The organism is Amycolatopsis sp. cmx-11-51, from assembly GCF_047608665.1.
Taxonomy (GTDB): domain Bacteria; phylum Actinomycetota; class Actinomycetes; order Mycobacteriales; family Pseudonocardiaceae; genus Amycolatopsis.
Genome location: NZ_JADNQO010000007.1, coordinates 310,708 through 323,056, shown reverse-complemented (window position 1 = coordinate 323,056; position 12,349 = coordinate 310,708). Strand labels below are relative to the sequence as shown.

Below are 12,349 nucleotides of genomic sequence, written 5' to 3'. Positions count from 1 at the left end.
GACCGGTTCCCCGCAACCGGTCGTGGGTTTTGCCGTAACCTTGTCCGACGTGAGTGATGAGTTCGATGCGGCACTGAAGGACCTGGCCGGCAAGCTGACGCAGATCGAGTCGGTGATGGACCTGGACGCGCTGCGTGCCCAGGTGGCCGAGCTGGAGGTACAGGCATCCAGCCCGAACCTCTGGGACGACCCCGAAGCGGCACAGAAGGTCACCAGCCAGTTGTCTCACCGGCAGAGTGAGCTGCGACGCATTTCCGAGCTGCGGCAGCGGCTCGACGACCTGGGCGTCCTCTACGAGCTGGCCGAGGACGAGGGCGACACCGCCAGCGCGGCCGAGTCCGAATCCGAGCTGACGGCGCTCACCAAGGACATCGACGGGCTCGAGGTCCGCACCCTGCTGTCGGGTGAGTACGACCAGCGGAACGCCGTGATCACCATCCGGTCCGAAGCGGGTGGCGTCGACGCCGCAGACTGGGCCGAGATGCTGCTGCGCATGTACCTGCGCTGGGCGGAGCGGCACCACTACCCGACCGACGTCTATGACATCTCCTATGCCGAAGAGGCGGGCATCAAGTCCGCCACGTTCAAGGTGACCGCGCCCTACGTCTACGGCACGCTCTCGGTCGAGCAGGGCACGCACCGCCTGGTGCGCATCTCGCCGTTCGACAACCAGAGCCGTCGCCAGACCTCCTTCGCGCACGTCGAGGTGATGCCCGAGGTCGAGGAGGTCGACCACGTCGACATCCCCGAGAAGGACATCCGCGTCGACGTGTACCGCTCGTCCGGTCCCGGTGGCCAGAGCGTCAACACGACCGACTCGGCGGTGCGCATCACGCACATCCCGACCGGTGTGGTCGTTTCGTGTCAGAACGAAAAGTCGCAGCTGCAGAACAAGGCGGCCGCGATGAAGGTCCTCCAGGCGCGGCTGCTGCTGCGGAAGAAGGAGGAGGAGCGCGCCGAGATGGACGCGCTCAAGGACGGCGGCTCCAGCTGGGGCAACCAGATGCGCTCCTATGTGCTGCACCCGTATCAGATGGTCAAGGACCTGCGGACCGAGTTCGAGGTCGGCAACCCGTCGTCCGTTCTGGACGGTGAGATCGACGGTTTCCTGGAGGCGGGCATCCGTTGGCGCAAGCAGTCCGGAGCCGCGTAACAACCCTGCGTGAGAGAGCAAGGGACCTTTGCTGTCACTTTCCGGAAGAGAGTGATAGCAAAGGTCCCTTGCTCGCTTGGCCGCCGGGACCGGGCTACCCGGGCTTAACGACCGACATGGGTAGTATGCCGAACCGTGATCCGGCTCGAAGAGGTTTCCAAGGTCTACAAGACCTCGACCCGTCCCGCCCTTGAAAGGGTGTCGGTCGAGATCGACAAAGGTGAGTTCGTCTTCCTGATCGGTCCCTCGGGATCCGGGAAGTCGACCTTCCTGCGTCTGCTGTTGCGCGAAGAGGTGCCGAGCAAGGGTCGCGTGATGGTCTCCAACTTCGACGTCGCCAAGCTCGCCCGCCGCCGGGTGCCGCGCCTGCGGCAGACCATCGGCTGCGTCTTCCAGGACTTCCGCCTGCTGTCGAACAAGACCGTCGCCGAGAACGTCGCCTTCGCGCTCGAAGTCATCGGCAAGCCGCGCCCCACGATCCGCAAGGTCGTGCCCGAGGTGCTCGAACTCGTCGGCCTCGACGGCAAGGCCGACCGCCTCCCCAACGAACTCTCCGGTGGCGAGCAGCAGCGCGTCGCGATCGCCCGAGCGTTCGTGAACCGCCCGCTCGTGCTGCTCGCCGACGAGCCGACCGGGAACCTGGACCCCGACACCAGCCAGGACATCATGTTGCTGCTGGAGCGGATCAACCGCACCGGCACGACGGTGCTGATGGCCACCCACGACCATTCGATCGTGGACTCGATGCGGCGAAGGGTCGTCGAGCTTCAGCTCGGCAAGGTCATCCGTGACGACGCCCGAGGCGTCTACGGCATCGGCCGCTGACCGGCCCCTCCCTCCTCCGTAACCCACGACTTCCAAGGGACAGCAACCCCGATGCGCGCCAGTTTCGTCTTCAGCGAGGTAGTCACCGGCTTGCGCCGGAACGTCACGATGACCATCGCGATGATCCTCACCACCGCGGTCTCCCTCGCCATGCTCGGCTTCGGTCTGCTGGCCGTCGGAACGATCGACAAGATGAAGGCCAACTTCCTCGCCGACGTCGAGGTTTCGGTCTATCTGGTCAACGACATCAGCTCGGGTGACCCGAACTGCTCGCAGTCCGCCTGCCAGTCGCTGCGCCAGGACCTGCAGGGCAACGACGGCGTCGAGTCGGTCGTGTTCGAGAACCGCGAGCAGTCCTACGAGCGGTTCAAGAAGATGTTCGAGAGCCAGCCGGAACTGCTCGCGCTGACCGGGCCGGAGGCGCTGCCCGCGTCGCTGCACGTCAAACTGAAGAACCCCGAGCGCAGCCAGGCGATCATCCAGGAGTACACCGGAAAACCCGGCGTCAGCAAGGTCGACGACCAGCAGAAGGCATTGGACCGCGTGTTCAACGCGCTCAACGGTGTGCGGAACCTGGCCTTCGGGGCCGCGCTGATCATGGCCATCGCCGCGCTGATGCTGATCGCCAACACGATCCAGGTGTCGGCGTTCACCCGGCGCACCGAGGTCGGCATCATGCGCCTGGTCGGCGCGACCCGCTGGTACACCCAGCTGCCGTTCCTCCTGGAGGCGGTGGTCGCCGGTCTCGTCGGTGCGATCATCGGCATCGTCTTCCTCGTGCTCACCAAGGTGCTGTTGCTCGACCTGGTGCTCACGGGTGACGTGTTCCCCGCGGTCGGCATGCTCGAATTGCTGTTCCCGGTGGCGCCGATCCTGCTCGCCGTGTCGGTCATCATTTCGGCCATCACCGGCTACGTGACGCTGCGCCTGTACGTGCGCCACTGACCTGCCCGATAACCACCTGCCCGAACACAGAAACTCACGTAGAGTCGCCGCTATGCCCAAGGAACGTGGACACAAGGTGATCGTGTCGAACCGCAAGGCTCGCCACGATTACTCCATCCTCGACACCTACGAAGCCGGTCTCGTGCTCGTCGGTACCGAGGTGAAGAGCCTGCGTGAAGGACGGGCATCACTGGCCGACGCGTTCGCCACGGTGGACGACGGCGAAGTCTGGCTGCGCAACGTGCACATCCCGGAGTACGTCCAGGGCACGTGGACGAACCACACACCACGGCGCACCCGGAAACTGCTGCTGCACCGCCAGGAGATCGAGCGGCTCATCGGCAAGACCAAGGAGAGCGGGCTTTCCCTGGTTCCGCTGTCGATGTACTTCAAGGACGGCAAGGTCAAGGTCGAGATCGCGCTGGCCAAGGGCAAGAAGTCCTACGACAAGCGTCAGGACATCTCCAAGCGGGACGCGGACCGCACCATCAGCCGGGCCCTGGGCCGGGCGCTGAAGGGCCGGTACAACGATTGATCCACGGACCCGCTTCGGACGCCGAGATCCCTGGCTGGATCACGGCGCTGGGCATCGACGGGCTCGTGGACCTTCATCTGCACTTCCTGCCGAAGCCGGTCATGGACAAGGTGTGGGCCTATTTCGACCAGGCCGAGGAGCACTACGGCATGGCCTGGCCGGTGTACTACCGCACGTCGGAGGAAGAGCGGATCGAAACCCTGCGCTCGTTCGGCGTGCGCAAGTTCGCGCCGCTGGTCTATCCGCACAAACCCGGTATGGCCGAATGGCTGACATCCTGGGCGCTGGAGTTCGCGGAACGCGTCCCGGACGCCGTGCCGACGGGCACGTTCTACCCTGAGCCGTCGGCACTGTCCGTTGTGGACGGTGCGCTGCGCGCGGGCGCCCGCTGTTTCAAGGCGCACGTCCAGGTCGGCGCCTACGACCCGCGTGTCGCACTGCTGGACGGCGTCTGGGGCGCGCTGGCCGACGCGGGTGTCCCAGTGGTCGTCCACTGTGGACACGGACCGTTGAAGGGTGCCTACACCGGGCTACGGCTGTTCGAAGAGATCCTGGTGCGGCATCCGAACCTGACTCTGGTGCTCGCCCACGCCGGGATGCCCGAGATCGCTTTCACGTTCGAGCTGGCCAGGAAGTATCCGCGCGTGTACCTCGACACCACGATGGTCGGGGTAAAGTTCACCCAGCGCGGCAATCCGCTCCCGCCGGACTGGACGGACCTGCTGGCCGAGTTCCCCGATCGCGTCGTGCTCGGCACCGACTTCCCCAACATCCCGTACTCCTACGCCACGCAGCTGCAGGCGATCGCCGGCTGGGCCGCCGACGATCGCCTTGGTGAGCCGTTCCTGCGGGCGGTGCTGCACGACACCCCCGCGAAACTGCTCAGCGTTTGAGCTGAGCCGATTCGGTGATCGTGAGCGCGCGGCCGAGCAGCCGAGTCCCCAGATCCGAGACCGAGATCTGCTTACCGGCCAAGACGAATCCGCCCGTCGCCAGCGCCACCCACGGCACCGGTCCCTGGGTGAGGCCGTCGCTCAGCGGGGCGAAACCGTGCGCGGCCAGTCCCAGCAGGCCACCGGCGATCGCCAGCCCGGCGACGACGAGCTGAGGCGTGTGCGCGGTCGACGCCGGGCCGTCGCTCTGCGTTTCGAAGCGGGCGAAAAGCCGCAGGAGACCGAGGAGCACCAGTCCGCAGGCGCCGAGCCAGACCGGGATCATCGTCAGCCACAGCACGGAACCCGGTTCGGGAGTCTCGTAACCCAGGCCGTAGACCGCGACACCGGAGACGACGATCAGCGCCGGCATATGCCACAGGTAGACGCTCATGAACCGCGGGCCGATCCACGCCAACGCGGCGTCGAGGTTCGGGCGGGCGGCCAGTGCGTTCAGCTGCGGTTTGAAGGCCAGCAAGAGGCCGATCTGACCGATCGCGAGGAAGGCCAGCAGCACGGTCGGCGGGCTCATGTTCGACACCGGGGCGCCCGGCATACCGATCATGCTGGCGGGGTACGGGCCGAAGGCGACCAGCAGCGCGGTAATGCCGAATCCGGCGGCGGACATGCCCAGCGCGGCGTTGCGGCTCAGCGAGCCGAGACGACCCTGTGTGTAGTGGAAGCCGAGCTGGTGCACGGCCATCCAGACGAAGACGGCGTTCGCGAAACCGATCAGGCCGAGGTCGTTGAAGCGGGCGAAGTCGACGAGGACGGCGGCGGCGAGCATCACGAGCGGGACCTTGAGGCCCCAGCGACGGTGCGCCGCGGCCAGCGTCGGGGTGAGCAGCACGGTGAGCACGTACACGGCCAGGAACCACAACAGCTGTGCGGCGATCGCGCCGCCGACCTGCAGAGGCTGCTCCGGAACGCCCATGCCGCGCAGGATGTCCGGGACGAAGAGCCAGACGGCCACGAGCGGCAGTACCGGGATCATCAGCCGCCTGAGGCGGGCCGCGAGCCAGGAACGCGAACTTTCCGCGCGGCCCAAGGAGATCAGGTTCGCCGCGCCACCGGCGAAGAACACGAGCGGCATGACCTGGGAAAGCCAGGTGATGACCCACCAGCCGGGCGTCGCGAGTGCGTTCCCGGTGAAGAGATGGCCGTCGGCGTAGGAGAGCACCGGCATGCCCCAGTGCTGAACGACGACCGCGAGGATCGCGACCGCTCGGACGATGTCCAGGAACCTGTCCCGGCCCTGTTTCTGACTCGTGTGCATGGGAAAGAGCCTGGTGCTTCAGAGCCTCGTAAACAGCGGGGCGGACCGCCGTATCGATCTTCCGGTTTTCCCCCTCCGGAGGTGGAGTTTTCCCTACCCCACACCGTCGTTCTCGGGCTCCGGCCGCGGCGCGGGTTCCGGGACCGGGGCGGAGCACAGCCGGAATTCCCAGCTGTCGTCCTCGGCGAGGCCGAGTTCGTACCGGGTTTCGATCTTCGGCCCGTCGTGCAGATGGACGTGTTTGAGCACGGTGCCCGCGATCGGCTCGGTGTCACCGAGTTCCTGGACACGTCCGTCGAGCGGCCCGCCGAAGAAGCGGACGCTGTGGGAGGGCCTGTCGGTCATGGGTCCTCCTCGGTTCGGCTCGTCTCTCACCAACAGTCTGCCCATGTTAGGTGAGTGACGGCTTCGCCACCAAGAGCTACTTCAGCGTCCTAAGTAAGTGAGAACCGCGCGGACCCGGCGGTGCTCCACCGAACTCGCTTCGAGGCCGAGCTTCGAGAAGATGTTGCCGATGTGCTTCTCGACGGCGCCGTGCGAGACGACGAGCGAGTTCGCGATAGCGGTGTTCGACAGGCCCTGCGCCATCAGCCCCAGCACTTCGGACTCGCGGGCCGTGAGCGCGTCGAGGGGGTTCTTGCGGCCTCGTGCCATCAGCTGCGCGATGACGTCCGGGTCGATGGCCGTACCACCGCCGGCGACCCGCTTGACCGCGTCGAGGAAGTCGCCGACGTCCGCTACGCGCTCCTTGAGCAGGTAGCCGACTCCGCCCGCGCCGCCGGACAGCAGCTCGACCGCGTAGCTCTCTTCGACGTACTGGGAAAGCACCAGGACAGGCAGCCCAGGAATGGCCTCACGGGCGCCCAGCGCCGCGCGCAGGCCCTCATCGGTGAAGGTGGGCGGCATCCGCACATCGACGATCGCGAGATCCGGCCGGTGCTCCTTGACCGCGCCCAGCAGGTCGTCGCCGTTGTCCACGGCCGCGACGGTCTCGATGTCCTCGTCGGCGAGCAGACGGATCACCCCCTCGCGCAACAGAACCGCGTCTTCGGCGATGACAACCCGCATGCTGCCCCCAGCGTCGTGAGTGAATGGCGGAGCCTATTCACTCACGAGCTGGTCACCATTGACACGGCAGGTCCGCGCGAATCACCGTCGGGCCACCGGGCGGGCTGAGAACGGTGATCACGCCGTCGATCGTGGCCGCCCGGTCGGCGAGTCCGGCGAGACCGCCGCCAGGCCGGACCTCGGCGCCGCCGTGCCCGTTGTCAGTGATCTCGACGATCACCATCGAGTCCGTGCGCCACACCTTCACACCGGCTTCGGTCGCTCCGGAGTGCTTCGCGATGTTGGTCAGCGTCTCGCCGACGATGAAGTACGCCGTCGTCTCGACCGCCCCCGGTGGCCGCGGCTCGACGTCCACCCGGACATCGACGTGGATCGGAGACTTCGCGGCCTGCGCGGACAGCGCGGCGTCGAGGCCGCGGTCACCGAGCACGGCCGGGTAGATGCCCCGGGCGAGGTCACGCAGTTCCGAAACCGCGAGTTTGGCGTCGAGGTGCGCTTCGTCGATCAGTTCGCGCACGGCGTTCGGGTCATGGTCGAACTTCGACTTCGCGCGGCCGAGGCTCATCGCGACGGCGACCAGGCGCTGTTGGGCGCCGTCGTGCAGGTCGCGCTCGATGCGGCGGCGTTCGGCCTCGGCCGCGTCGACACCGCGGGCCCGTGACGCTTGCAGGTGTTCCGCCTTTTGCTCCAGTCGCTGGGTGCGGTTCGGGCCGAGGAAGGTGAAGGCCAGATTGCCGTGCAGCCAGGCGAGCCACGGGGTCACCCAGATCGCCATCGGCAGCAGCACGATCGAGGCGAGCGCGATCGGGAGTTCCACACAGGCCAGCGGGAACGCGAGCATCAGGTAGGCGAGGTCGCGCCACGTCGTCGGGTCGGTCAGCCGGGTCAGCCAGCGCTTGATCAGCGAAAGGCCGTCCACGGAGAGCCGCTCGACCGGTTCCAGCGGTGTGCCGAGCATCTTCCGCGCCCAGCCGCGCTCGCGGTCGGCGGACCAGCGGACGAAGCTGGTCGTGGCCATGAGGATCGGGAAGCCGATCCACACCACCACGGTCGCGATCCCGACCGCGAGGCCGGTGACGATCAAGATGAACTGGAGGAGCCGGAAGAACCAGCTGACGATCACGTAGACGATCGACTTCAGTGGCCGCGGTCGCGGAATCTCCACGTGCTGTACCTGCTGATCGATCGTCATCCGGTCACCGTGCTCTCGCCCCAAGAGTCCTCGAGACGGCGGCGCTGGGTGTGGGTGGGCCCGAGCAACGCCGTCGCCAGCCGCGCGTGCGTGCCGGCCAGCGCTTTCGTCAACGCTACCGAGAGGGCGACGCACAGCACCCCGAGAGCGGCCCACGGCAACGCCGAGACCGTCGAGTCGACGGTGAACCACGGAACGTCGTAGTTCGGGAACCGGTACTCGCCGCCCGGGAGGAAGCGGTAGTAGATCGGCAGGCCGGCGAGGCCGAGACTGGTCGACCAGAACACCGTGACCAGCACGAACTCGACGATCCCGACCGGGAACAACAGGAGGAAGTAGCCGAGGTCGCGCCAGGTCGAGCCGTCCTTCAGCCGCGCCTTCCAGCGCACGGACTGGCCGCCGACGGGCAGCGGGAGGTACGGCAGGTCGATGTAGCGGTCGAGCAGCGCATACACCCTGGCGCGCTCCATCCGGGCGGCCCCGCGGACCGCCAGGATCACCAGTGCGAGGATCGGAATCCCGATCCAGACGACCGCCGTGCCGATGCCCAGCCAGAGGAACGCCATCAGGAGCGCGAACGCGCACGTGCCCATCGGCAGGTTCATCAGCAGGTAGACGAGTGAGCCGCCGAACGACGGATCGGACCTGCTCAGCTCCCGCTCGGCCGCTAGCGAACTCATGGTCGTGCTCCTCTCTGGTTCGAGGAAACAAGCATCGCCTGCCGGAGGGGAGCGGTGACATGGTGCCCGCGGGCATCTCCCCGGTGGGGTTAGCCCCACCGCCGGGATCAACCCGGTTGCCGTCCGCGTTATGCTGTACAGGTTGTGTCCCATCAAGGGGGTGAACGGTTTCGACTTTGGACGTTGAATCAGGAGAAGCGTGCCGGTGCAGGCGAGAGACCACCGTAAGCGTCATCGCAAACCAATAAGCGCCGAGCCTAAGAGCCAGCGCGAGTTCGCTCTTGCTGCCTAAGCAGTAGAGTGACTCTGTCGGTCCGGGGTCGCCTCCGACCCGGTCACCGGCATCAGCTAGGAGGCTTACCGCCGCACTCGGCTACGGGGTGCGGTTGGGAATCAAACAGTGGCTGGGCTCGTCACTTCAGCTTGTTCGCGTGACTGAAGGGGCCAAGTAGAGACATAGCGGACTGCGCACGGAGAAGTCCTGGTGACACGCCAGAGGACCCGGGTTCAATTCCCGGCACCTCCACCACAGCGGCCCTACTTGAACCCTGACCCAAAAGAACGGTTTCAAGTAGGCCTGCTTCGGTAGACAGGTCAAGCGAGACCTCTCCCTCACGGGAGGGGTCTCGCTTGCTGTTTGTGGACTTTGTCACTGTCGCGGTGTACTGCGAGGCGGCCGGGCTGCCTACCTCTACCAGCGCGTCGATACCCTCGGTGAGTTCGTGACCCGCCACGGTCACGGTCGGCTCCTGACCGTCTGGATCGATGACGTTGAGCTTGAGTTTGCCGAAAAGGATCGCTGTTAGGGCCTTTTTGACCGCTGCGTTCCCTCGCTGGTAGGCCTGCTGGGGATCGGTCAGCAGCTTGAGCGCCAGCATGAAGAACTGGCGGCCTGCGTCGAGCTTGGAGCCGGTGTCGGTCAGTTGCTCTTGGATTTCCCGCCGTTCGGCCTCGATCGCGGCCAGCTTCTTTTTGATCTTCGCCTTCGGCCAGGCAGGGTCATCTACAAGGTCAAGGAAGCCGTCTTCCTTGGCGTCAAGTTGAGCCAGCCGGGCGGTGAACCGCTTTTTGAGGCTTCGTAGGCCGCCCTGCTCGGAGGCCATGACGGTGGTGAACTGTGCCGTCAGACGACTGCGGAAGTTCTCAGACAGTCGAGCCATCGCAAAGTGCCGCTCCACGGCGGCTTCGATCTGCGCCATGCCGAGGTACGGCAAATCGCAGGTGTGCTTCTGGCGACCCCGGCAGAAGAAGTAGAAGTAGGTGCCACCGTTGCCCTTGCCGCGCATGATGACCATGCGGTGATCGCAGCGGTAGCACCAGAGCAAACCCTTGAGCCAGTGGGAGTGCCGACGTTCCCTGGTATCGCCACCACCATGGAGCGCGAGAACGCGCTGGACACGATCGAACAGTGGCTCGTCGACAAGGGCCGTGTGGCGGCCGGGATATTCTTCGCCCTCATGGGTGACGAACCCGCAGTAGTAGCGGTCTTTGAGAATCTCAGAAAATTGGCTGTGCGACAGCGGGCTTGCTGAGCGATCGCGTCGTGGCCGGATGCGGAGCCCGGCAGCGGTGAGTTGCTCCAGCACTTCCGATACGGTGTAGCGCCCGGTGGCATACAGCTCGAAGCCTTTAGTGATAAGTGGTGCGCGTTCGGGATCGACGGCAATGGTACGAACTTCGCCGCCCTCGGCTTTGGCCTCCCGCACGTTGAGGTAGCCAAGTTTCGCCGGGCCGACGCTGCCGCCGTTTTTCACCTTCTGTCCCATCTTGTAGCTAATGTCCGCACCGCTGGCTTGGGACTGGTACTGGTCAACGGCGTGGATGATGCTCTCCACCATCGCACTTTCGGGATTATCGCCCATGTCGAGCACGGTTGACACGATGCGCGTACCAACCTTGGCAAGATCGCGCTTAGTGATGCCCGCATCAACGCTGTTACGAAATACCCGGTTGAAGTGGTAGACGATCACGTAGTCGATGTCTTTTTGTGCCTTTACCCATGCGATCATCTCCTGGAAGACGGGGCGCTTCTCGATACTGGTGGCAGTTCGACCGGGTTCGACAAATTCGCGCACGATGTCAGCATTCAGTGAGTCACTTTTTTGCTGCCCCTTTTCGCGCTGAGCCGGGATAGAAATGCCTTCTGGATTGTAGTCGGTGTTGACCTGACTTGGCGTCGAAACGCGCAAGTAGAGGACGGATCGTTTCCGTTTGCCGGTAATCTGCTTGCGCATGTGGCGATTTAATGTTGTTTCACTCATCATCTCCTCCTTCGTTGCTATCCGCCTCGGCGGCTTCTTCGGCCAGCTGCTGTCCCAGCATGATGACTACTTGCACGAGTAGGTCAACGTCTATCTCGTCGAACTGCCGACCGTACGCTTTCACCTCCCAATTGGGCTTTTTCTTCGATGTCATGCATTGGTCCTCCTTATTTTCTCATTAATTTTTTCCCGTGCCAAGAAAGGTCATCCTGTCCTTTCTTTCGGATGCCGCGTTTTGGCGGGGTATATCACTTTCCTGAGTTGTGTGGTGACGGGTAGCAGCAATGAGTGCTACCCGTCACCCTTCAAGGGGGGTACTCAGCCGGGATTACTCCTCAGCGTCGGTCTTGCGACCCCTGGTGCGACTCGGCTTCGTTGGCTCGGTAGCAACTGGTTTGGCTGTCTCCGGGTCGTCCGAGGCCGGCGCCGCCGCGGCGTCAACCTGTGGGCTGGCATTGCCGAACAGGCCTTCGATCGCCGCCTTGCGGGCAGCAGCCTCTTCCTCGATCTCCGCCAGAGCGACAGCAGCTCGCTTGGCGAAGTCCGGTTCGGCCTGCTTGTTGGCTACGTACTGCTCGACAGCCCGCAAGATGGCCACCGTCAGGTTGATGCCATCCAGCTGGGCCACCAGCGAGAACTGCGCGTGCAGCCCTGGCGGTAGCTTGATGCCGAGCGTTTTGGTGCCGTTCTTGCTGGGATCAGTCACGACTGATCTCCTCCTCGGTGTGGTGTGACCGCCCATGTCTGCGGATGCAGCACGTGGTGAGCGGCCACAGGCCACCGGGGAGTGGCCCGGTGCGTCACCGGAGGAAGACGTGGGTTTTGCCGTCGTGGCCCGAGGCGACGTCCCAGCTTTGGGCACCTTCGCTCGCCATCTTGGCGTAGTCGATGGTGACGTAGGGCGTAAGAATGGGTCGGTGAGGGCCTCGTCAAGCTCACGTGCCCATTCCAAGTCTTCGGCCGTCGCCTTCGCCCAGGCTTCGGGACTGTCGTAGCTGCCGACGAAGCAATCTTCGAACTTGTCCAGTATCTCCGGGTCACTGATGCCGACCAGCTCCGCGTAGGCTCCGTACGCGGCGCCGAAGTCGGCCACTCCCTTGGCCAGTCGCGCAATGAGCGCGGTGTCGGTGCATCCTTGCAAGGTGAGTCCGGCAAACTCTTCGGTCCGGGCAACGGACCATGCTTTTTCCCAGGGGAGCCCAGGCAGCGTCGGTGAGCTATCGAGCATGGCGGCAATGTCCGCGTCGAGTTCGTCAGGGTCTTGGTGGGCGTCGATCCATAAGCTGTAGGAAATTCCTCGTGCTGCACTGGCGAGATCGACAACCTCGACCAGTGGGTGGTAGCGGGGTTCGGTTTCGGCGGCCGAGTCGTTCGTCGTTTCACGTTCTGGCGGGTCGATGTTATACCCGTTGATGCGGGGCTGTTCACCTCCGTCTTGGTTGAATGGTGGTCGTTCCATTGCGGTATTCCTCCTTTACTTTG

Annotated in this window: 12 protein-coding genes, 1 other RNA gene and 1 pseudogene; 6 read left to right on the top strand and 8 right to left on the bottom strand. The window is 64.8% G+C overall.

Annotated features, from left to right (window positions below; translation table 11 throughout):
* Positions 1-49: 49 nt before the first annotated feature.
* The 5 genes from prfB to ACM6LU_RS24905 all read left to right on the top strand — a co-directional run bounded on the left by prfB (position 50) and on the right by ACM6LU_RS24905 (position 4,351).
* Positions 50-1,153 carry a peptide chain release factor 2 gene (gene prfB, locus ACM6LU_RS24925; protein ID WP_414940168.1) on the top strand — a complete coding sequence of 368 codons (1,104 nt, stop codon included), beginning with the start codon at positions 50-52 and terminating at the stop codon, positions 1,151-1,153.
* A gap of 135 nt (positions 1,154-1,288) precedes the next feature.
* Positions 1,289-1,978, top strand: a complete 690-nt coding sequence (gene ftsE / locus ACM6LU_RS24920) for a cell division ATP-binding protein FtsE (protein WP_005168409.1) — start codon at positions 1,289-1,291, stop codon at positions 1,976-1,978.
* 51 nt (positions 1,979-2,029) lie between these two features.
* Complete coding sequence (ftsX, locus tag ACM6LU_RS24915; RefSeq protein WP_101612636.1) at positions 2,030-2,923, top strand: permease-like cell division protein FtsX; 894 nt, start codon at positions 2,030-2,032, stop codon at positions 2,921-2,923.
* A gap of 52 nt (positions 2,924-2,975) precedes the next feature.
* Positions 2,976-3,458 carry an SsrA-binding protein SmpB gene (gene smpB, locus ACM6LU_RS24910; protein ID WP_101612637.1) on the top strand — a complete coding sequence of 161 codons (483 nt, stop codon included), beginning with the start codon at positions 2,976-2,978 and terminating at the stop codon, positions 3,456-3,458.
* Positions 3,455-4,351, top strand: a complete 897-nt coding sequence (locus ACM6LU_RS24905) for an amidohydrolase family protein (protein WP_414940167.1) — start codon at positions 3,455-3,457, stop codon at positions 4,349-4,351. The genes smpB and ACM6LU_RS24905 overlap by 4 nt, the downstream gene beginning before the upstream one ends.
* Here ACM6LU_RS24905 and ACM6LU_RS24900 read toward each other — a convergent pair.
* The 5 genes from ACM6LU_RS24900 to ACM6LU_RS24880 all read right to left on the bottom strand — a co-directional run bounded on the left by ACM6LU_RS24900 (position 4,341) and on the right by ACM6LU_RS24880 (position 8,606).
* Positions 4,341-5,666 carry an acyltransferase family protein gene (locus ACM6LU_RS24900; RefSeq protein WP_414940166.1) on the bottom strand — a complete coding sequence of 442 codons (1,326 nt, stop codon included), beginning with the start codon at positions 5,664-5,666 and terminating at the stop codon, positions 4,341-4,343. The two genes, ACM6LU_RS24905 and ACM6LU_RS24900, sit on opposite strands and share 11 nt — an antisense overlap.
* A 93-nt stretch (positions 5,667-5,759) precedes the next feature.
* Positions 5,760-6,011 carry a hypothetical protein gene (locus ACM6LU_RS24895; protein ID WP_414940165.1) on the bottom strand — a complete coding sequence of 84 codons (252 nt, stop codon included), beginning with the start codon at positions 6,009-6,011 and terminating at the stop codon, positions 5,760-5,762.
* Between the two features lie 81 nt (positions 6,012-6,092).
* Complete coding sequence (locus tag ACM6LU_RS24890; protein WP_414940164.1) at positions 6,093-6,734, bottom strand: response regulator; 642 nt, start codon at positions 6,732-6,734, stop codon at positions 6,093-6,095.
* 52 nt (positions 6,735-6,786) lie between these two features.
* Positions 6,787-7,926, bottom strand: a complete 1,140-nt coding sequence (locus ACM6LU_RS24885) for a sensor histidine kinase (protein WP_414940163.1) — start codon at positions 7,924-7,926, stop codon at positions 6,787-6,789.
* Positions 7,923-8,606 (bottom strand): sensor domain-containing protein, encoded by a 684-nt coding sequence (locus ACM6LU_RS24880; protein ID WP_414940162.1) that lies wholly within the window; start codon positions 8,604-8,606, stop codon positions 7,923-7,925. The genes ACM6LU_RS24885 and ACM6LU_RS24880 overlap by 4 nt, the downstream gene beginning before the upstream one ends.
* Positions 8,607-8,762: 156 nt before the next feature.
* Here ACM6LU_RS24880 and ssrA point away from each other — a divergent pair.
* Positions 8,763-9,135, top strand: a transfer-messenger RNA (tmRNA) gene (gene ssrA, locus ACM6LU_RS24875).
* 697 nt (positions 9,136-9,832) lie between these two features.
* Here ssrA and ACM6LU_RS24870 read toward each other — a convergent pair.
* The 3 genes and pseudogenes from ACM6LU_RS24870 to ACM6LU_RS24860 form a co-directional block, all read right to left on the bottom strand.
* Positions 9,833-10,840: pseudogene (locus ACM6LU_RS24870) on the bottom strand (recombinase family protein); the annotation flags it as partial.
* Between the two features lie 19 nt (positions 10,841-10,859).
* The gene (locus tag ACM6LU_RS24865; protein ID WP_414940161.1) at positions 10,860-11,021 is read right to left on the bottom strand and encodes a hypothetical protein; all 162 of its coding nucleotides are present in this window, start codon (positions 11,019-11,021) and stop codon (positions 10,860-10,862) included.
* 174 nt (positions 11,022-11,195) lie between these two features.
* Complete coding sequence (locus ACM6LU_RS24860; RefSeq protein WP_414940160.1) at positions 11,196-12,326, bottom strand: hypothetical protein; 1,131 nt, start codon at positions 12,324-12,326, stop codon at positions 11,196-11,198.
* Positions 12,327-12,349 lie beyond the last annotated feature (23 nt).